General features: G+C 37.3%; 19 protein-coding genes and 2 tRNA genes. 12 read left to right on the top strand and 9 right to left on the bottom strand.

The genetic code is table 11. The features are described from left to right. Position 1 precedes the first annotated feature (1 nt). On the bottom strand, positions 2–1,132 hold the full coding sequence (gene tgt, locus JK629_RS10155; RefSeq protein ID WP_202335516.1) for a tRNA guanosine(34) transglycosylase Tgt: 1,131 nt from the start codon (positions 1,130–1,132) through the stop codon (positions 2–4). Positions 1,133–1,308: 176 nt separating this feature from the next. Here tgt and JK629_RS10150 point away from each other — a divergent pair, with 176 nt between their 5' ends. Together JK629_RS10150 and JK629_RS10145 are read left to right on the top strand one after the other, a co-directional pair. After that, positions 1,309–2,154, top strand: coding sequence for a transketolase (locus JK629_RS10150; protein ID WP_202335515.1), 846 nt, complete (start codon positions 1,309–1,311; stop codon positions 2,152–2,154). Between the two features lie 17 nt (positions 2,155–2,171). Continuing rightward, positions 2,172–3,125: a transketolase family protein gene (locus JK629_RS10145; protein WP_202335514.1), complete on the top strand. Its 954-nt coding sequence runs from the start codon at positions 2,172–2,174 to the stop codon at positions 3,123–3,125. 76 nt (positions 3,126–3,201) lie between these two features. Here JK629_RS10145 and JK629_RS10140 read toward each other — a convergent pair whose 3' ends face one another. Beyond that, positions 3,202–4,134, bottom strand: coding sequence for an FKBP-type peptidyl-prolyl cis-trans isomerase (locus JK629_RS10140; RefSeq protein WP_202335513.1), 933 nt, complete (start codon positions 4,132–4,134; stop codon positions 3,202–3,204). Positions 4,135–4,211: 77 nt separating this feature from the next. Between JK629_RS10140 and JK629_RS10135 the strand changes: the two genes are divergently transcribed. Both JK629_RS10135 and JK629_RS10130 read left to right on the top strand, forming a co-directional pair. Then, the gene (locus tag JK629_RS10135; protein ID WP_202335512.1) at positions 4,212–4,601 is read left to right on the top strand and encodes an RNA-binding S4 domain-containing protein; all 390 of its coding nucleotides are present in this window, start codon (positions 4,212–4,214) and stop codon (positions 4,599–4,601) included. 21 nt (positions 4,602–4,622) lie between these two features. Continuing rightward, positions 4,623–5,126, top strand: coding sequence for a phosphoribosyltransferase family protein (locus JK629_RS10130; RefSeq protein WP_202335511.1), 504 nt, complete (start codon positions 4,623–4,625; stop codon positions 5,124–5,126). Here the strand turns inward: JK629_RS10130 and JK629_RS10125 are convergent. Beyond that, the gene (locus JK629_RS10125; protein WP_202335510.1) at positions 5,118–5,639 is read right to left on the bottom strand and encodes a shikimate kinase; all 522 of its coding nucleotides are present in this window, start codon (positions 5,637–5,639) and stop codon (positions 5,118–5,120) included. The two genes, JK629_RS10130 and JK629_RS10125, sit on opposite strands and share 9 nt — an antisense overlap. 204 nt (positions 5,640–5,843) lie before the next feature. Between JK629_RS10125 and JK629_RS10120 the strand changes: the two genes are divergently transcribed. The 8 genes from JK629_RS10120 to JK629_RS10085 all read left to right on the top strand — a co-directional run bounded on the left by JK629_RS10120 (position 5,844) and on the right by JK629_RS10085 (position 11,422). Then, positions 5,844–5,916: transfer RNA gene (locus JK629_RS10120), tRNA-Lys, on the top strand. Positions 5,917–5,998: 82 nt separating this feature from the next. Continuing rightward, positions 5,999–6,081 (top strand) — tRNA-Leu (locus JK629_RS10115). Between the two features lie 93 nt (positions 6,082–6,174). Then, the gene (locus tag JK629_RS10110) at positions 6,175–7,077 is read left to right on the top strand and encodes a MerR family transcriptional regulator (protein ID WP_202335509.1); all 903 of its coding nucleotides are present in this window, start codon (positions 6,175–6,177) and stop codon (positions 7,075–7,077) included. A 121-nt stretch (positions 7,078–7,198) separates the two neighbouring features. Then, positions 7,199–8,665, top strand: coding sequence for a phytoene desaturase family protein (locus JK629_RS10105; protein ID WP_202335508.1), 1,467 nt, complete (start codon positions 7,199–7,201; stop codon positions 8,663–8,665). After that, a complete protein-coding gene (locus tag JK629_RS10100; protein WP_202335507.1) occupies positions 8,662–9,504 on the top strand; it encodes a phytoene/squalene synthase family protein in 843 nt (280 codons plus the stop codon). The genes JK629_RS10105 and JK629_RS10100 overlap by 4 nt, the downstream gene beginning before the upstream one ends. Positions 9,505–9,559: 55 nt before the next feature. Next, positions 9,560–10,009 carry a sterol desaturase family protein gene (locus JK629_RS10095; protein WP_202335506.1) on the top strand — a complete coding sequence of 150 codons (450 nt, stop codon included), beginning with the start codon at positions 9,560–9,562 and terminating at the stop codon, positions 10,007–10,009. Between the two features lie 3 nt (positions 10,010–10,012). Next, positions 10,013–10,717 carry a lycopene cyclase domain-containing protein gene (locus JK629_RS10090; RefSeq protein ID WP_202335505.1) on the top strand — a complete coding sequence of 235 codons (705 nt, stop codon included), beginning with the start codon at positions 10,013–10,015 and terminating at the stop codon, positions 10,715–10,717. A 120-nt stretch (positions 10,718–10,837) separates the two neighbouring features. Beyond that, positions 10,838–11,422 carry an SET domain-containing protein gene (locus JK629_RS10085; RefSeq protein WP_202335504.1) on the top strand — a complete coding sequence of 195 codons (585 nt, stop codon included), beginning with the start codon at positions 10,838–10,840 and terminating at the stop codon, positions 11,420–11,422. A gap of 11 nt (positions 11,423–11,433) precedes the next feature. Here the strand turns inward: JK629_RS10085 and JK629_RS10080 are convergent, their stop codons facing one another. From JK629_RS10080 to JK629_RS10055, 6 genes are all read right to left on the bottom strand, one after another. Beyond that, entirely contained in the window at positions 11,434–11,916 is a 483-nt protein-coding gene (locus JK629_RS10080; protein WP_225626005.1) for a TlpA family protein disulfide reductase, read from the bottom strand. Positions 11,917–12,064: 148 nt separating this feature from the next. Next, entirely contained in the window at positions 12,065–14,329 is a 2,265-nt protein-coding gene (locus JK629_RS10075) for an aconitate hydratase (protein ID WP_202335502.1), read from the bottom strand. Between the two features lie 213 nt (positions 14,330–14,542). Continuing rightward, complete coding sequence (locus tag JK629_RS10070; RefSeq protein ID WP_202335501.1) at positions 14,543–15,496, bottom strand: AAA family ATPase; 954 nt, start codon at positions 15,494–15,496, stop codon at positions 14,543–14,545. A 9-nt stretch (positions 15,497–15,505) separates the two neighbouring features. After that, the gene (locus tag JK629_RS10065; protein WP_202338042.1) at positions 15,506–16,978 is read right to left on the bottom strand and encodes a peptidylprolyl isomerase; all 1,473 of its coding nucleotides are present in this window, start codon (positions 16,976–16,978) and stop codon (positions 15,506–15,508) included. Beyond that, on the bottom strand, positions 16,935–17,792 hold the full coding sequence (locus tag JK629_RS10060) for a peptidyl-prolyl cis-trans isomerase (protein ID WP_202335500.1): 858 nt from the start codon (positions 17,790–17,792) through the stop codon (positions 16,935–16,937). Before JK629_RS10060 ends, JK629_RS10065 begins: the two co-directional genes overlap by 44 nt. Continuing rightward, on the bottom strand, positions 17,789–19,747 hold the full coding sequence (locus JK629_RS10055) for a peptidylprolyl isomerase (protein ID WP_202335499.1): 1,959 nt from the start codon (positions 19,745–19,747) through the stop codon (positions 17,789–17,791). The genes JK629_RS10060 and JK629_RS10055 overlap by 4 nt, the downstream gene beginning before the upstream one ends. Positions 19,748–19,820 lie beyond the last annotated feature (73 nt).

The raw sequence follows: 19,820 nt of genomic DNA, 5'->3' as shown, positions 1-19,820 counted from the left end.
GTTATAGTCTTTGATCCAATTTCTTTACCATACCGTTTTTCCATTCGGTAAAATCACCCGCTAATATATGTTTTCTCGCCTCACGAACCAACCATAAATAAAAACCTAAATTATGGATAGTAGCTATTTGCCTTCCAAGCATTTCGTTTACAGTAAATAAGTGTCGAAGATACGCTTTGCTGTATTCCGTATCTACCCAAGTTATTCCCATGGGGTCTATTACTGAAAGATCAGCCTCCCACTTTTTATTTTTGATATTGATTATTCCTTCGGAAGTGAAAAGCATCCCATTTCTTCCGTTACGGGTTGGCATTACACAGTCAAACATATCAATACCCAGCGCTATATTTTCCAAAATATTCACAGGTGTACCCACGCCCATCAAATATCGTGGTTTTTCCTTCGGAAGAATTTCCGTAACCACCGCTGTCATTTCATACATTTCATCAGCGGGTTCGCCTACTGAAAGTCCACCAATAGCATTGCCTTCCGCGCCCACAGAAGCAATATATTCCGCAGATTGTCTTCTTAAATCTTTATAGGTACTTCCTTGAACAATAGGGAAAAATGTTTGCCCGTAATCATATTTTAAAGGCGTTTTTTCTAAATGCTTTATGCATCGGTCTAACCAACGGTGTGTCATGTGCATAGAACGTTTTGCATAATTATATTCGCATGGATACGGCGTGCACTCATCGAAAGCCATAATTATGTCTGCGCCTATGGTACGTTGAATTTCCATTACATTTTCAGGCGTAAAAACATGGTAACTACCGTCGATATGGCTTTTGAATTTTACGCCTTCCTCTTTGATTTTTCTATTTGCCGAAAGCGAATACACTTGGTAGCCCCCACTGTCAGTCAAAATATTTCGGTCCCAATTCATAAATTTATGGAGGCCACCAGCCTTTTCCAGAACAGGGGTTTGCGGTCTTAAATATAAATGGTACGTATTTCCAAGAATAATGTCAGGATTTATATCTTCCCTCAACTCACGCTGATGCACGCCTTTTACCGTTCCAACGGTTCCAACGGGCATAAAGATTGGTGTTTCTATTATTCCGTGATCTGTAGTAATTGTAGCGGCGCGGGCACTGCTCTGTAAATCTGTAGCTTCTAACTTAAAGTGCATTCAGCAATTTTTATTGAGGTGGCAAAGATAACCTTATAATTCTGAATTTAGAATTCTGTATTCAGAATTGAATGACATGTTAACAAAACTCTCAAATCGTTAATAAAAGCATACGTTTCAACTTTGAACGGCCCATTGAATGCCTTACTTTTGAAACTGAAAATTAACACATATTTATGGCAGATTACAAAGCGCTTGAGGATTTGGTAATTCAGGTCCGAAGAGATATTTTACGGCAGGTACACAAAGTAAATTCTGGGCATCCCGGTGGTTCACTTGGCTGTACCGAATTTTTCGTTGCACTATACAATGAATTGATGGAACGAAACGAAAACTTCACGATGGACGGTATTGGCGAAGATTTATTCTTTCTTTCAAACGGACATATCTCACCCGTTTTCTACAGTGTTTTGGCAAGAGCTGGATACTTTCCGGTGGAAGAGTTAAATACCTTCCGTCTTTTGAATTCACGCTTGCAAGGCCATCCAACAACTCATGAAGGCTTACCGGGTGTTCGTATTGCCTCGGGTTCTTTGGGCCAGGGCATTTCAGTTTCTATTGGGGCAGCACTCACAAAAAAGCTAAACAAAGACAAACACATAGTTTACACTCTTTGCGGTGATGGCGAATTACAGGAAGGCCAAAATTGGGAAGCAATAATGTATGCCGCCGGAAATAACGTGGACAACCTAATAGTAACCGTAGATTTAAACGGGCAGCAGATTGATGGTGCTACCAAAAATGTTCTTCCGCTCGGAAATCTGAAAGCAAAGTTTGAAGCTTTCGGTTGGGATGTGATGGATATTGAAAAAGGAAACGATTTAAAAGCTATCGTTGCTGGAATGAAAAAGGCCAAAGAAAAAACAGGCAACGGAAAACCAGTTTGTGTTTTGCTACATACTGTAATGGGCAATGGCGTAGATTTTATGATGCACACCCACGATTGGCACGGAAAAGCACCAAACGATCAACAGTTGGAAACAGCACTTTCACAGAATCCTGTAACCTTAGGAGATTATTAAAATTGAAAATAGTTCAGATGAAAAAATATACAGATACAGGTAAAAAAGATACACGGTCAGGTTTTGGCGACGGACTTACGGAGCTTGGAAAGAAAAACAAGGATGTTGTAGCACTTTGCGCAGACCTTACAGGTTCATTAAAGATGGACGAGTTTAAGGAAAACCATCCGGAGCGTTTCTTTCAAGTTGGTATTGCCGAAGCAAATATGATTGGTATTGCAGCGGGAATGACCATTGGCGGGAAGATTCCCTTCACGGGTACTTTTGCAAACTTTTCTACCGGAAGGGTTTACGATCAAATTCGTCAAAGCGTAGCCTATAGCGGGAAAAATGTAAAAATATGTGCTTCACACGCTGGGATTACTTTAGGGGAGGATGGTGCAACGCATCAAATTCTGGAAGATATTGGTTTGATGAAAATGCTTCCGGGAATGACGGTAATCAATACATGTGATTATAATCAGACAAAAGCAGCCACAATTGCTATCGCCGAGTATGAAGGCCCTGTTTACCTGCGTTTTGGAAGACCGAAAGTTGCAAATTTCACTCCTGCAGACCAAAACTTTCAAATAGGGAAAGCAGTCCAACTACAGGAAGGCACAGATGTTACTATTATAGCAACCGGCCATCTGGTTTGGGAAGCATTACAAGCTGCTGAAACCTTAAACGAAAGTGGAATTACCGCCGATGTCATAAACATTCACACCATAAAACCTTTGGATGATGAAGCAATATTGAAAAGCGTTAAAAAAACAGGTTGTGTAGTAACTGCAGAAGAACATAACTTTTTGGGTGGTTTGGGAGAAAGTGTAGCTCGTTTACTTTCTACGCATCATCCAGCTCCACAAGAATTTGTTGCTACACAGGATACTTTTGGTGAGTCCGGAACTCCTGAACAATTAATGGATAAATATGGTTTGAATGCCTCAGCAATTGTAAGCGCTGTTCAAAAAGTTACTGCCCGTAAATAATTTAAAAAATAGTATTAAAAAAAGCCCGTTTCTTAAAAGAATCGGGCTTTTTTATTAGTGCATATTTTATAACATTCTAACTGTCGGCATCTAAATAATCTGGAATGCCATCCCCATCTACGTCCGGGAAGGTTATATTTCCATTGCCATCTATTTCAATTTCATATTCTGTGAGTCTTCCATCGTTATCGTCGTCATTATCCAAATAATTTGCACCCCCAGTACCATCGGTATCGTCATCAAGTAAATAGCCATTGTTGTTTAGGTCTTCCATAAAAGAAGGGATACCATCTCCATCATGGTCCGCAACTTCGGATTCAAATAATTCAAATGAAAAAATAACTTGTTCATATGCCTTTAATCCTCCATCTGCTGTTGGATATTGATAATATGCCAAACCTGAAGGAATAAATACCGCCCCAATACCATAATTCTCAAAAGTAAGTGTCCCGTCGGGATTTTCAATAATGTTAGAGGCACCTCTAAATTCAATTAAAGCTTGCTGCAGTCCAGTGATGATGCCTGGGGCAGTAGGAGTATCCACGAGGTTAAAACGAACTGGGATTACAGAACTATCAAAAAGATCTAAACTTGATCTATCCTCAAATAAAAGTCCCTCATAAGTATTGATAGTATAATCTGAAAAATGTGGTTTATCACCCCCTCCTTCACGTACTTTAAGGTAATAAAGTTTATAAGTTACACTGGGATCAATAACATCTTTCACTTCCTTAAAATCAACTTGTTGAATTAATGGAATTAAATCGCTACCCTCGGGAATAGTGTCAAACTTCAACTTAAAATTTTCAGGGTCTGTCTGATACTCCATGTAATTGTAATAATGTGTCTCTAAAAATTTCTCAATGGAATCTTGCGCCCTAATTGCTTCAGCACCACGATCTCTTGGGGGTATGGGTTCAGGACGATTGTCATCATCTTTTTTACAAGAAACAGTTACTCCCAGTATCAAAAGTAGAAGCACAAAAGCATATTTTATTTTTATCATCATCAATTTTTTGTGGGCGCAAGATACAATTTTCCGTTATTTTTGCACACTACATTAACGATGTTTTGGGCATATTAATTATGAGGATTGATAAATATTTATGGGCGGTACGTTATTTGAAAACCAGAAACATGGCTACCCAAGCTTGCAAAAAAGGTTCCGTGAGGGTAAACGGTGATATCGTGAAACCTTCCAGAGACGTCTATCCGGGCGATACTATAAACCTTCGGAAAAACCAAATTAATTATGAACTGGAAGTATTGGATCTTCCGGAAAGCCGTGTAGGGGCAAAACTGGTAGATATTTACAGAAAGGATACAACGCCCAAAGAAGCATTTGAAACAAACGAGATGCTGCAATATGCCAAAACCTATTATCGCAAAAAGGGAGTTGGCAGGCCCACCAAAAAAGATAGAAGGGATTTGGATGATTTTACCGAATCTACAGATGAGGAAAATGAGACGTTATAACTATATTTGAAAAAAAAGCAGATGCAGCAAATAAATACCGTAATTCTCAACAAAAAGCAGATAGCCCATAAAATTAAGCGGATTGCCTATCAAATCTACGAAACAAATGTAGATGAAAAAGAGGTAGTAGTTGCTGGCATTATGACCAATGGTTTTCTCCTAGCGAAAAAAATAAAAACTGAAGTTGAGAAAATTTCTCCAATAAAAGTCCTTCTCTGCGAAGTGATAATTGACAAAAAGAATCCTACCAACCCAATTCAGACTTCTTTAAAAACAGAAGAATATCAAAACAAATCTTTATTGCTTGTTGACGATGTACTACATTCTGGAACCACTTTGATATATGGTGTAAAGCATTTTCTGGAAGTTCCCTTAAAGCAATTCAAAACGGCGGTCCTTGTAGATAGAAATCACAAAAAATACCCTGTAAAAGCAGATTTTAAAGGTATTTCCCTTTCCACTTCGCTGAACGAAAACGTTTCAGTTATATTTGAAAAAAATAATGACAGAGCAGTATTAGAATAACTTCAGAATTATTTTCGCTACGGTTTCGGTAATGCTTTCCGATACCACATCAATAGTTACCGCTGCCTGATTGTAATAAAATGCCCTTTCAAACAAATGTTTCCTAATGAAGTCTTCAAGTTCATTTTCAGTATTTATATGAATCAATAAGGGGCGTTCGTCTTTTTCCAACATCAATCTGGAAACCAAAACCTTTAATGGCGTCCTTAAATAAATTGATACAACACCCTGTTTTTTCAATATATAATCCATAGAATCACCATAGCAGGGCGTTCCTCCTCCGGTGGCCAAAATAAAGTTATCTGGCTGATCAAGTACCTTTTTTAAAATCTTGTTCTCAATATTCCTAAAATAGATCTCTCCTTTTTGGGAAAATATTTCGGAGACCGCAATTCCTTCAGTTTTTTCAATTTCAGAGTCCAAATCCATAAAAGGAAGTTTCACAACTTCTGCCAATTTTTTTCCTATGGAAGATTTTCCGCTTCCCATATATCCAACCAAAACAATTTTCATAGATTTTTAAATTACGAATTTCTCAAAATATGGTATAGCAATCTTCTGATTTTTATTGATTATTTATTCAAATGTAAATTTTTTAAGAAAAAATTCATTTGCGAACCCCTGAATTTCAAAGGTTTTGAATTTTCCTCAAATTTAATCCATTTTCGTTTTGAAAATTTAATTTAATGATAGTATATTTGCACCCGCATTAAGGAAGACCTGGTAGCTCAGTTGGTAGAGCACCTCCCTTTTAAGGAGGTGGTCCTGGGTTCGAGCCCCAGCCAGGTCACTAAAAAGTTAAGCCATTGGTTTAACTTTTTTTGTTTAAAATATTTTTTTAATAGTTTTAAACCGAATTATACAAAGTATCCACCCGGGTGCTGGAATTGGTAGACAGGCATGGTTGAGGGCCATGTGTCCTTTGGGCGTGTGGGTTCAAGTCCCATCCCGGGTACATTTTTTCCATTATGTTTAGAGAATTTTAAATTTATCTAAACAAATTCACTTCTTTTTAGTACTTTCACACAATAATTTTAATTTTTCTTCAGTGGTCAAAACACAATTTGGCATTAAGGATCTTGAAAATCTTTCAAATGTAAAAGCCCATACTATCCGTATATGGGAAAAACGCTATAATCTTCTTGAACCAGATCGTACCGATACCAACATAAGAAAGTACGATATCGAAAACCTTAAAAAATTATTGAATATTGCCTATCTCTACAATGCTGGGCATAAAATATCAAAACTTGCAAGTTTAGATACTGCACAAATTCAGGCATTGATAAGAACAACTATAAATGGGCTTGATTCTGAATATTTGCTGAACGTATTCAAATCAGCCATGTTTGAGTTTGACAGTGAGCTTTTTGACGATACACTGAAAAAAATTCTTGAGAAAAAATCATTCCGGGAAACTTTTTCAGAACTCTTTGTACCCTTACTAAACGAGATGGGGGTACTGTGGCATTCTGGCACTATTGATCCTTCACATGAGCACTTCATTTCCGAAAAAATAAAGCATTGCATAATCCTGCACACTGCGCTCAATAAGAAATCTGTTGCACAAAATAACAAACAACTTTTTTCACTCTATCTTCCTTATCAGGAAATCCACGAAATTGGTTTATTATATGCCAATTATGAATTACAATCAGCGGGTTTCAATACTATCTTTTTAGGCGCAAATATCCCCTTAGAAAGCCTAAAACATTTACTGAAAACAAAAAAGAAAGTCATATTTGTAAGTTATTTTACGGTACATCCTGAAAAATATAATCTAAACAATTATCTCAACGAATTTCAAAAAGAGGTTTGCGACAAAGGCCCGAGCGAGCTTTGGGTGCTAGGCAGAAAAGTTGGAAAAGATGTTAAAAACTCTAAAAATATTAAGTTTTTTAAGGATATCAAACAATTTACTGACCAAATAGAAACTATAGCCAGTACCTGATTTCAATATCTGAAACCCCCAATACCGAATAATACTATTCTTAAAACTTTCAAAAGAACCCAAAAATAAAAACACGCAAATTTCTTTTTTGTTTAAATAAAATGTAAATTTGTTAAACAATATGAAAAAAAACATTGCGGTTATTGGTTCTGGATTTTCATCGCTTGCCGCTTCGTGCTACTTGGCAGGAACAGGAAATAATGTAACCATTTATGAAAAAAATGAGACCATTGGCGGGCGCGCTCGACAATTTAAAAAAGATGGTTTTACGTTTGACATGGGTCCCACTTGGTACTGGATGCCCGATGTTTTTGAACGCTTTTTTGAAGACTTTGGGAAAATACCCTCAAATTTTTATGAATTGGAAAAACTGAACCCCGCATATAGGGTTTATTTTGGGGTTAATGATTTTATAACCATTGAAGATACCCTTGAAAAAATATGCACCGCTTTTGAAAATGAAGAACCTGGAAGCTCAATTAAGTTAAGAAAATTTATGGCCCAAGCCATGGACAATTACAATATAGCCATTAAAGATTTGGTTTATCGGCCAGGTGTTTCACCGGTAGAACTGGTCACTATTGCTACTATGAAAAAAATTGGGCAATTCTTCAGCACCATAAGTAAAGATGTACGTCGTGAATTTACAAACCCTCGATTAATTTCAATTTTAGAGTTCCCTGTTTTATTTTTAGGCGCAAAACCTTCAAATACACCTTCCTTTTATAGTTTTATGAACTATGCAGATTTCGGCTTGGGCACATTTCATCCAAAAAAGGGAATGTATTCAGTAATTGAAGGAATAAAAACACTAGCCGAAAAATTGGGCGTAACTATAAAAACCAATCAAAATGTAGAAAAAATAATTGTCACAAACGGAAAAGCCTCTGCATTGCAAATTAATGGAGAAAAAATTAAAGCCGATGTAGTTTTGAGCGGTGCCGACTATCACCACACCGAAACACTTTTGGATAAAAAATTCCGACAGTATACTGAAAACTTTTGGAAGAAGAAAACCTTTGCGCCTTCTGCCCTACTTTTTTACGTCGCATTCGATAAGAAAATAAAAAATGTGGATCACCACACACTCTTTTTTGATGTGGATTTTGAGAAACATTCCCAACAAATATACGATGTGCCACAATGGCCCGAAGAACCATTATTTTACGCTAGTTTTCCCTCTCAAACCGATAAAAGTGTAGCTCCCGAAGGAAAAGAAGCGGGGATATTTTTAATCCCTTTGGCTCCCGGTCTTGATGATATTCCCGAGATACGCGAGGAATATTTCGAGAAAATAATGGAACGATTTGAAAAAACCATCAACCAGGAGGTAAAAAAATACATTATATTTAAAGAGTCTTTTTGCATAAATAATTTTATTTCTGACTATAACAGCTATAAAGGAAACGCTTACGGACTTGCCAATACATTAATGCAGACAGCTTTTTTAAGACCAAAACTGAAGAGTAAAAAAGTTAAAAATCTTTTTTTTGCGGGGCAGCTTACCGTACCCGGGCCAGGGGTCCCTCCAGCCCTTATCTCTGGAAAATTAGTTGCAGGATTAATTGAAAAAGAAATAAAACAGTGAAAGAACTTTTTGACATAGTTTCCAAAAAATGCAGCAAACAGGTAACTGAAACCTACAGCACATCCTTTTCGTTGGCAACCCGACTGCTGGGGCCTTCCATACGGCAGGACATTTATAATATTTATGGTTTCGTACGTTTTGCTGATGAAATTGTTGATTCCTTTCACGATTTCAACAAAGAGGTGCTTTTTAGTCGCTTTGAAAATGCTTTGGAAGAAGCTCTTTTAGATAGAATAAGTCTAAACCCAATTTTAAATTCATTTCAGGAAACAGTCTATAAATACAATATTCAAAAAGATTTAATTGATACATTTATGGACAGTATGCGTTTGGACCTTACCAAAAGTGTTTACACAACTACAGAAGAATTTAATGAATATATCTATGGCTCTGCAGATGTTGTGGGCCTGATGTGCCTAAAAGTTTTTGTGAAAGGAGACGCTGAAAAGTATGAGCAACTGAAAGAATCTGCCATGAATTTGGGCTCTGCCTTTCAAAAAGTAAATTTTCTGCGCGATCTGAAAGAAGATTATGAAAGCTTAAGCCGAACATATTTTCCAAACACAAATCTAGACTCTTTGGACGAAGATTCTAAAAGTAAAATAATTGAAGAAATTGAAGAAAACTTCACCCAAGGTTACCAAGGCATTCTTCAGTTGCCACATGATTCAAAACTTGGCGTTTTTGTTGCTTACAGATATTATAAAAGACTGTTGAAAAAACTCCAGAAAACACCTGCCACAGAAATTAAGAATTCGCGAATTCGTGTTCCAAATATTGAAAAAATTGGGCTTTTAACACGCAGCTACGTAAAATATCAATTAAATTTGGTTAAATAACACAAAGGTCCCAGGATTAACAACAATAATTGCCTTAACAAATTAACAAATAATAATGACGACCGTTCTTTGGATATTAATTTTTATTGCTACATTTTGCATTATGGAATTCATGGCGTGGTTTACCCATAAATACATTATGCATGGTTTTTTGTGGAAATTACATAAAGACCACCACCATAAAGACCACGGCAGTTGGTGGGAACGTAACGATTATTTTTTTCTGTTTTATGCGTTGGTAAGCATCAGTTGTTTTGTGGGCTGGAGTTATTTTGGTTTTTGGGCAGGTTTGCCCATTGGCTTAGGGATTTTTGCATATGGACTCACCTATTTTTTTGTTCACGATATTTTCATTCATCAACGTTTTAAAATGTTCCGAAATGCCAATAATTGGTATGCGCGCGGTATCCGCAGAGCACATAAAATACATCATAAACATTTGGGCAAAGAAAAAGGAGAGTGTTTCGGGATGCTGTTTCCGCCTTTGAAATATTTCAAAAAATAACCCATGTGGCATTTTTACCTTCTGCTTGATCTAGCTTCGTTAAGTATTCCGTTTTTATTTAGTTTTCACCCAAAATTGAAGTTTTATAAACTCTGGAAATATTTTTTTCCGGCCACCTTTATTATGATGGCTTTTTTTATTCCCTGGGACATTATTTTTACACAACATGGAGTTTGGGGATTCAATGAAATGTACTTGTCTGGAATTAATCTTGGCAGTTTACCTTTGGAAGAATGGCTATTCTTCATTTGTATTCCGTACGCCTGTCTTTTTACAATATACGCTTTTAAAGATTTGCTTCCCAAGTTTTCAATTTCCCGGAAAACAACTGAAATAGTATATTATTTGCTACAAACTATTTTAATCGCTACCCTGCTTTATTTTTACGATCGGTGGTATACAGCCATTAATTTTGGATACGCCATTGTTTTACTAGCTCTGGTATTTAATTATAAACGCGAAGCTTTAACCGTTTTTTTTCCTGTCTTCGCTATTCTTCTCATTCCTTTTTTTATTGTGAATGGTTTTCTTACCGGCAGCTGGATAGACGAAGAAGTGGTTTGGTACCACAATGCCGAAAATCTGGGCATACGCCTGGGAACGGTCCCTATTGAAGACAGCATTTATGCCTTGGGAATGTTACTAACAGTATTTGTATTGATGGAAAAATTCAAAGAAAAATATTCTTCCAAACCAGGGAAAGCTTAAAAGCTTCTGGTGAAAAAAATCATCAAATTAACAGCTATAATATATTATATACAATACCTTAGTGAAGGTAATTCAAAAAATATTTTGCATTACATTTAATCCTAAAAATTAGAATTGTTTATGATACATCCCAAAACAGAACTAAAGTTTATAAGTGATAAAATTGGATACGGCGTTGTTGCTACTGAATTTATACCAGCCGGGACCATAACATGGGCTTTGGATGATTTGGACCGTGAATTCACACCGGCCAAGATGAAAAAAATGAATTCGCTGTACCAAAATATTCTGGAAACCTATTGCTACCGAAACAACAAGGGAAACTTTGTGCTCTGCTGGGATTATGGTCGATATGTGAACCACAGTTTTAAAAGCAACTGCCTATCTACGGCCTATGATTTTGAAATTGCGATACGCGATATTCAAGCAGGAGAAGAATTGACGGACGATTATGGTTATTTAAATGTTTCGGAGCCTTTTAACGGTATTGAGGAAGGTACGAAACGCAAAACCGTCTATCCCGACGATTTATTAAATTTTCATCAAGTTTGGGACGAGCAGCTCATAAAAAATTTCCCCGCAATTCTTAATGTTGAGCAACCATTAAAATCTTTGATAACCCCAAAATTGTGGAGCACTATTACCGCAATTGCCGAAGGTAAAAAGGAGATGGATTCTATTCTAAAAAACCATTTTCCCGGATAATTTACAGTAACTTATTCATTCAAAAGATAATCTAGTAACGCTCTCACTTTTTTACTATTCCAATCTGCGGCGCCTTCTTCCGCTATTACCATTTCACCAGTTTTTGAAATCAAATAAGTAGTGGGCAAGGCTTGTGACCTCAATTGTTTTGGCGCCTGTTGTTCTTGAAGAAAAACTGGCAACGTATATTCGTTTTTCTGAAGAAACCTCTTTACTTTTTCAGATTCATCCGAAGTAATAAAATAGAAATCAACCTTGCCTCCATAGTCATCATATAATTTCTGGAACGAAGGCATTTCTGCAACACAAGGCGGACACCATGTAGCCCAAAAATTTACAATAATTACCTTGCCCTCAGACTGTGAAAAATTGATTTCCTCACCATTTAATCGTTGTAAATTCCACTCATAACCATTAAGAGTTTCTCGTTCCGTTTTATCCTTTTCGGAAGGCGAAAACGAAACGAGCCGCTGTACAAAAACCTGAATTGGCATCCTAGTTTGAGGAAAAACCAACAAAGCTAAAAAAGCAAAAAACAATATGTTGCTCCAGTGTTTCTTTATAAACTTCATCGGCTTTAAGGTATAAAAAAACCTAACAGATTTAAAGTCCTGTTAGGTTTAACTTCTTTAAAAGGCATTTTTAAGAGTTTTGCTTTTTTATCAAATTTAAAGCTGAACCTTCACGATACCACTTAATTTGTGCATCATTATAAGTATGGTTTACCTTGATGGTATCCTTTCTTCCATCTTTATGTACAATTTCAATGGTTAACGGTCTGTTTTCAGAAAAATTGGCAATATCTACAAAGTTGAAGGTATCATCCTCTTGAATTAAATCGTAATCTGCTTCATTTGCAAAAGTAAGTGCCAACATCCCCTGTTTCTTTAGGTTAGTTTCATGGATCCGTGCAAATGATTTTACCAAAACCGCCGCAACACCTAAATGACGTGGCTGCATTGCCGCATGCTCTCGCGATGATCCTTCACCGTAATTATGATCACCCACAACAATCGTTTTTACTCCTTTTGCCTTATACTCACGCTGTACATCTGGCACGCCACCATACTCACCTGTGAATTGATTTTTAACAAAATTGGTTTGTTTGTTAAAAGCATTTACGGCGCCAATCAAGGTATTGTTGGCAATATTGTCCAAATGGCCACGATAGCGCAACCAAGGGCCAGCCATAGAAATATGGTCTGTGGTACATTTTCCGAAAGCCTTTATTAATAATTTTACACCTTGTAATTCAGAATCCTTAATAGGCAGGAAAGGATCCAGTAATTGTAGACGTTCGCTATCCTTTGCAACTTTCACCTCAACGGAACTTCCATCTTCCCTTGGTGCCAAATAACCGTTATCGTCCACCTCAAAACCTTTGGGTGGCAATTCCAATCCACGTGGCTCGTCAAGCTTTACCTCTTGTCCGTCTTCATTTAGAAGGGTATCATTCATAGGGTCAAAATCCAAGCGGCCCGAGATTGCGATTGCGGCAACCATTTCTGGTGAGCCCACAAAAGCGTGGGTATTTGGATTTCCATCCGCACGTTTTGAAAAGTTTCTGTTGAAGGAATGTACAATCGTATTTTTTTCCTCTCCTTTTCTATCGCTTCGGTCCCATTGGCCAATACACGGGCCACAGGCATTTGTAAAAATGGTTGCTCCTAAATTTTCAAAAACGTCCAAAAGTCCGTCACGTTCTGCTGTAAAACGAATTTGTTCCGAACCAGGATTTATTCCGAAGTCGCTTTTCGGTTTTAATTTTTTATCGATGGCCTGTTGTGCAATAGAAGCGGCGCGCGTTAAATCTTCATAAGAAGAGTTGGTACAGCTACCTATTAAGCCCCAGTCCACTTTTATGGGCCAATCGTTTTTCTTTGCTTTTTCACCCAATTCCCCCACCGGAGTTGCCAAATCTGGTGTAAATGGTCCATTTAAGTGTGGACGTAGCGTAGATAAATCTATTTCAATAACTTGATCAAAATATTTTTCTGGATTTGCATAGACCTCATCATCGCCCGTTAAATATTCCCGAATTTTATTTGCTTCATCTGCAATATCCGCTCTGTCTGTTGCTCTTAGAAAACGTTCCATTGCGTCGTCATACCCAAAGGTTGAAGTGGTTGCACCTATTTCGGCACCCATATTACAGATTGTTCCTTTTCCGGTACAGGAAAGATTTTTTGCGCCAGGGCCAAAATATTCAACAATAGCACCAGTTCCACCTTTTACGGTAAGTATTCCAGCTACTTTTAAAATAACATCTTTTGAAGCCGTCCAACCGTTTAGTTCACCGGTAAGTTTTACACCAATCAACTTCGGAAATTTTAATTCCCAAGGCATTCCTGCCATTACGTCAACGGCATCAGCGCCCCCAACTCCAATTGCTACCATTCCCAAACCTCCTGCATTAACAGTGTGACTATCGGTACCAATCATCATTCCGCCGGGAAATGCATAATTTTCCAAAACAACTTGGTGGATAATTCCGGCGCCCGGTTTCCAAAAGCCAATTCCGTACTTGTTTGAAACAGATTCCAGAAAGTCAAAAACTTCGTTACTCGTTTCGTTGGCACGTTTCAAATCTGGAGCTGCACCCTGTTTGGCTTGAATTAAATGATCACAGTGTACGGTAGTGGGTACCGCAACCGTTTTCTTTCCGGCCTGCATAAATTGCAAAAGCGCCATTTGGGCAGTTGCGTCCTGGCAGGCTATTCTATCTGGGGCAAAATCCACATAATCTTTTCCACGTTGAAAAGCCTTATCTGGGTTACCATCCCAAAGGTGTGAGTATAAAATCTTTTCGGAAAGCGTAAGTGGTTTTCCCGTGATCTCACGTGCTTTGTCAACACGTTCTGCCATCTGGGCATAAACCTTTTTAATCATGTCAATATCAAAAGCCATAGTTGTATTTTTAGTTGTTTGCGAAAATACAAAAATTTGGAATATTTAAAAAATATTTAATGAAAATGCTTATTTAATGAACATAATTCATTAAATATTAAATATTATTGAATATAATTATTGATATGATAATATTACCTATGAAAAACTAAGAAATTCAGAATATTATAAAAGATTGTTTTATAATTCCAAAAGGAAAGAATAAAATTTGAATTAAAACAGGCTTTTGATTATTTCTTCAATACTCAATCCTTCGGCTTCAGCCTTATAATTTTTTATCAATCTGTGCCGAAGTATTCCGATTGCGGCTTTCTGAACATCCTCAATATCCGGAGAGAACTTTCCGTGAAGCGCAGCATTCGCTTTAGCTACCAAAATTAGGTTCTGTGAGGCTCGTGGGCCAGCGCCCCAATCAATATAGTTTTTTACTGTATCTGTGGCGGTAGAGCTATTAGGACGTGATTTTCCTACAAGTGTTACTGCGTATTCCACAACATTATCGGCTACGGGAATTCTTCTTATCAATTGTTGAAAATCAATAATTTCTTGCGCAGTAAAGAGTGCATTTACAGTTTGGATTTTGCCCGTAGTGGTTTGCTTTACCACTTCAACTTCCTCAGAAAAGGAAGGATACTCAAGATTGATGGCAAACATAAAACGGTCCAACTGTGCTTCAGGTAAAGGATAGGTTCCTTCTTGCTCTATTGGGTTTTGGGTTGCAAGTACAAAGTATGGCAAATCCAACTTGTAGTGATGGCCTGCCACAGTTACAGCACGTTCCTGCATTGCCTCTAGCAACGCTGCTTGAGTTTTTGGCGGTGTTCTATTTATCTCATCAGCTAGGATGATATTGGCGAAAATGGGTCCTTTTATGAATTTGAACTCGCGGTTTTGGTCCAAAATTTCGGAACCTAAAATATCGCTTGGCATCAAATCTGGCGTAAACTGGATTCTTTTGAATTTAAGACCAAGAGTTTCTGCAACGGTATTTACCAATAAAGTTTTAGCTAGCCCAGGAACTCCGATAAGCAATGCATGGCCCCCTGAAAAGATAGCGAGCAAAACCTGCTCAACTACTTCATCTTGACCTACTATTACTTTCTTTATTTCTTTTTTGAGGGCGTCGTATTTTGAAACCAGTTGTGTTACCGCTGCTACGTCTGACATATTATTCTATTATTTTTTTGACCAATTTCCAGCAAATTCACAATCCTGGTAATCTTGATTGATGCTAATATACGTATCTTTTATTTTCTCATTCTGCCACTTGTTTATTACCTTAATTTGTTTTTCACGGAGTGCCAGTTGTTTTATACGCTCATAATCATTGGCATAATCAGCTTTGTGCTCAGCATATTTTTTTGTTACGGTAAGAATTTTGAGGCTACTTTTCCCTGTACGGTCACGATCCGTAAAAATTTCAGAAACTTCCCCTTCTTTTAAATTATACACTTGGGCACTAAGTGTCGGGTCCATTTTGGTAAGGTCAAACTTGGTGTCAAAATTTATTGGATTAATCAATTGTCCTCCATTGTTTCTTGTTTCCTTATCATCAGAAAATTTTCGGGCAGCTTCGGCAAATGTGATTTCACCCGAGCTTATTTTGGCTTTAATATCCTCTATTTCTTTTTGTGCAGCATCAATGGATTGTTGTGATACTTCGGGAAACATTAGAATATGGCGAACGTCAACTTCTTGCCCGCGAATTTTTTCAACATAAAGAATGTGCCATCCAAATTCGGTCTCAAAAGGTTCGCTTATTTCACCTTCCAAAAGAGAAAAAGCTTGATCCTTAAATTCTTTTGCCCAAGGGGAGTCTCTTTTAACCCCAGTATAAAGCCCTCCTTTAGAAGAAGAACCGGGATCTTTTGAATATAAAACCGCTTTGGTAGAAAAGCTTGCGCCATTGTCCAAAACATCTGCACGAATTGCATTTAATTTTGCGATTACCTCATCTATAGCTTGTTTGGTAATTTCGGGATCAATTACTATTTGGGCGATTTCTATTTCAGCTCCAAAAACCGGACGCTCATCTTCTGGAATGGAAAAAAAGAAGGTTCTAACTTCCTCTGGAGTTACTTCAACTTTTTCAATTACTTTTTGCTGCATTAAACTGGCTAATTTGATGCTTTTATTAGCCTCAAAAAGATCTTTCCTAAGTTGGGCAATATTGTCTTTTCGGTAATATTCGGCTACTTTTTCCTCACTGCCCAGTTCGCTCACCATATATTGTAGTTGTTGATCTATCATCCCGTTTATTTCAGCATCGGGAACTAAAATACTGTCCTGTTTGGCTTGGTGCGCATAGAGCTTGTCTTCCATCAATTTGCCCATCAATTGGCAGCGGGTAATATCTTCAATGGACATTCCCTGTGATTGCATTTCTACATAGGCCTTGTCAATATCGCTATCCAAAATAACGTATTCTCCCACCACTGCACTTACACCTTCTGCTTTATATCTTTTAAAAAGTTTCAGTGTGTCGCGTTTTTCGGTTTGCTGTACCACCAAAGAATCGTTGCTTTTAACTACACCGCTACTGTCTGGCTCTACAACGATTTGTGCTTGTAGCACTGTTGTGGAAAATAGTATTACGAATAAGAATTTATTCATTTTTATAGATTTCAAAATTGTTTGTTTCAATAGCATCTTTTGTAATATCTGTTTCAAGTTTTTTTATAAGTTCAAGCTTTCGTTTGTTTAGGATAATTTGCCTCAAAGTAGGCTTAACATAGGAAAGTGGTGCGGTATCATTGGGATTGAGCACATTTTCAATTTTCATCAAATATACTCCTAATGAATCTTGCAGTTGTGCAAAATTGGATTTTTTTAACACTTGTTCATTGGCGCCCCTGATGATGGGCAATGCCTGTGTTAAAACTTCTTTTTTTATCCAAACAGAATCATTAAAATTTGAGGATATAAATTGATAATCTTGGCTGTTTAGCGATTTTCTATCCTTCTCATTGTAGCGGTTTAATTTTTCACGAACAGCGGAAAGGCCATCATAGTTTACCGGAAGTTGCACATAACGTAGTTTTACAAGAAAATCCTTTAATTTGAAATTATCTTTATTGTTCTCATAATACTCCTGAAATTCCTGTTCTGATATTACACTGTCCAATTGCTTGCCAACAATAACGTTTTTATACGCTTCGGTCAACAAATCATTTTGATATTCCTTTACCAGTTTGTTATATTGCTCAAGCTTGTCTGGGGAAAGATTGATTTTTGCTTGGTCTATCAGTAACTGCTGGGTTGCCCACCTGTTAATGTAGTTGTTTACTATTAAGGTACTGTCTTCAGAAGAAATATCTTCAGAAATCAATTTTTGGATATCAGCTTCGTATAAATACGTATTGTTAACTCTGGCAATTGCATTTTCGTTTGTTTCCTGTCTAAAATAATCACAGGAAGTAATAAAAGTACTTATAAGTATGATATGAAAAATTCGGTTTATCACTTAAGGTCTTTTTTTACTCGTTTTAAAGCTTTTTTATTTACCTCAACTTTATATTTTTTATGAAGACTCTCCATCCAATTCTTCTCGAGTTCGTTTTGATAATCACTCAATACTCTTCCTTTAACCTCATCGAGTGATTTTAATCCCGGGGCTATAACCTGCTTTACATTCACAATAACCGAGGAATCATTGCTTTTGAAAATGGTAGAGATCCCTTCTTTAATTTCCATGTTTTTTGGAAGTTTTTCATCATCAATCTCAAAAATTCCTGGGGTAACCATTACATTTACTTTACCTTCTGTATTCACTGCTGCCTTAATTTCTTCGGAGGTTTTACCTTCGGCAAGCATGCTTTGTACTTGCTGTGCAAAAGTTTCGTTGGTAGCAGAATAGAAATCTGCATCTACGCGTTGCTTCCATTGGTAATTCTGTTTTGTCTTGTTATAAAAATTTTGAAGACCAATAGAATCGGTTTTTGCTTTGTCCCAAACATTTTTTTCCATCACATCAAAAATTAAAAGACCGTCACGGTATTCAGCAACTATGGCCGCATAATCTTCATTTTCACCTTCAAGTGCCATTTTAAAATAGTCCTTAAGCACTTCGGTTTCAAATTCATCATAAAAGGCTACCAGCAAAGATTCCTTTTGTTTAAAGGGTCTGGTTGTTTTTTGGCGTCCCGCTATAAACGTGGCAAATTCTGTAAAAGTCGCCTCCTTATCACCAATGGTGAAAAGAACCTTATCCTCTTCAGCAGGTACAGGAGGTCTTGCCCAGCCTCTTCCCAAAACATCATCACTAACAAAAGTATCAAAATAGGGCAAATAGCTTTCTCCTTTTTTAAAACCGTACTTTTCTTTTATTTTTTTGTTGATTGCATTGGTAACAACCTTAGAACGGTCACCTTCGCCAGCTTTCTTTTCAAGCTCTTCCCTTTGGGCTTCAAAGGTTTCCATTGCCAGTTTTTCATCTAAGCGAATAATGTGCCAGCCAAAATCGGTTTTTATGGGCTTGCTTATTTCACCTACATTATTAAGTTCATAGGCGGCATTTTCGAATTCTGGGGCTCTAAGATCGCCTTTGGAAAAAGGCTTGAGCTTACCGCCCTGTATCGCAGAGTTTTTATCATCAGAGAATTGCTTGGCGAGGTTTTCAAAAGATTCCCCTTGCTTAGCCATAGTATATAGCTCGTTTATGCGTTGTTCCGGATCAAAATCACGGGGTCCTTTTTTATCGGAAATCATTATGTGCGAAACCGAAATCTTGGGCATTTTGGTTCTTCTATCGTGTACCTTCAAAATATGGTACCCAAAGCGGGTGCGTATAATTTCTGAAATCTCCCCTACTTTGGTATTATATGCAGCGGTTTCAAAAGGATATACCATTGAGAATACTGAAAAATAGCCTAAATTACCTTCAGAGTCCTTGGCACCGGGTTCTTCGGAAAGGGTTTGCGCAAGCTTGGCAAAATCTTCTCCCTTAAGTGCTCTTTCGCGTATAGACTTTATTTTTTTATACGCTGCCAGGGTGTCTTGCGGCATAGCTTCATAATCTACTCTTATTAAAATATGCGAAGCATTAATTTCCTCTTTTCCACGTTCATAAGCTTCCCTAGCTAAGGTTTCGGTCACTTTGTCTTCAAAAAGATAATTTCTGGAGAGCTGGTCGCGGTAGCGTGAAAGCTCATTTTGATAAGATGGTCTATCGGCAAGTCCTTGTGATTCTGCCTCGGCAATTTTCAATTTGTAATCTATAAATAGATTCAAATATGAGTCAATATCCTTTTGTGATTCGTCCTGGACCAAATTGAGATTTTTGTTGTACACCCTTTTGAACTCTTTGGCGTACACTGGGCTGCCATCAATGGTCATCAATACCTCTTTTTTGTTTTGCGAGAAAACGGCAGTGGCGCACATTAGTGCTAAAATGAATACGGAAATAAGGTTTTTCATCATTTTTTGAATATTTATTTTTATTGAAGCGTGGCAAAAATAGCAAAAAAACTGTGGTAACACACATCAGAGATGC

Source organism: Aequorivita iocasae, from assembly GCF_016757735.1.
Lineage (GTDB): Bacteria > Bacteroidota > Bacteroidia > Flavobacteriales > Flavobacteriaceae > Aequorivita > Aequorivita iocasae.
Note: the sequence above shows the minus strand (reverse complement) of the source record. Positions and strands in the feature narration are given on the sequence as shown.

Excerpts from the sequence above, each read along its gene's own strand:
- JK629_RS10055 (WP_202335499.1), bottom strand. The coding sequence starts at position 19,747 with ATGATGAAAAACCTTATTTCCGTATTCATTTTAGCACTAATGTGCGCC.
- JK629_RS10150 (WP_202335515.1), top strand. The coding sequence starts at position 1,309 with ATGGCAGATTACAAAGCGCTTGAGGATTTGGTAATTCAGGTCCGAAGA.
- JK629_RS10065 (WP_202338042.1), bottom strand. The coding sequence starts at position 16,978 with ATGCTATTGAAACAAACAATTTTGAAATCTATAAAAATGAATAAATTC.
- JK629_RS10075 (WP_202335502.1), bottom strand. The coding sequence starts at position 14,329 with ATGGCTTTTGATATTGACATGATTAAAAAGGTTTATGCCCAGATGGCA.
- tgt (WP_202335516.1), bottom strand. The coding sequence starts at position 1,132 with ATGCACTTTAAGTTAGAAGCTACAGATTTACAGAGCAGTGCCCGCGCC.
- JK629_RS10130 (WP_202335511.1), top strand. The coding sequence starts at position 4,623 with ATGCAGCAAATAAATACCGTAATTCTCAACAAAAAGCAGATAGCCCAT.
- JK629_RS10135 (WP_202335512.1), top strand. The coding sequence starts at position 4,212 with ATGAGGATTGATAAATATTTATGGGCGGTACGTTATTTGAAAACCAGA.
- JK629_RS10140 (WP_202335513.1), bottom strand. The coding sequence starts at position 4,134 with ATGATGATAAAAATAAAATATGCTTTTGTGCTTCTACTTTTGATACTG.
- JK629_RS10080 (WP_225626005.1), bottom strand. The coding sequence starts at position 11,916 with ATGCCAATTCAGGTTTTTGTACAGCGGCTCGTTTCGTTTTCGCCTTCC.
- JK629_RS10085 (WP_202335504.1), top strand. The coding sequence starts at position 10,838 with ATGATACATCCCAAAACAGAACTAAAGTTTATAAGTGATAAAATTGGA.
- JK629_RS10125 (WP_202335510.1), bottom strand. The coding sequence starts at position 5,639 with ATGAAAATTGTTTTGGTTGGATATATGGGAAGCGGAAAATCTTCCATA.
- JK629_RS10105 (WP_202335508.1), top strand. The coding sequence starts at position 7,199 with ATGAAAAAAAACATTGCGGTTATTGGTTCTGGATTTTCATCGCTTGCC.
- JK629_RS10095 (WP_202335506.1), top strand. The coding sequence starts at position 9,560 with ATGACGACCGTTCTTTGGATATTAATTTTTATTGCTACATTTTGCATT.
- JK629_RS10145 (WP_202335514.1), top strand. The coding sequence starts at position 2,172 with ATGAAAAAATATACAGATACAGGTAAAAAAGATACACGGTCAGGTTTT.
- JK629_RS10090 (WP_202335505.1), top strand. The coding sequence starts at position 10,013 with ATGTGGCATTTTTACCTTCTGCTTGATCTAGCTTCGTTAAGTATTCCG.
- JK629_RS10070 (WP_202335501.1), bottom strand. The coding sequence starts at position 15,496 with ATGTCAGACGTAGCAGCGGTAACACAACTGGTTTCAAAATACGACGCC.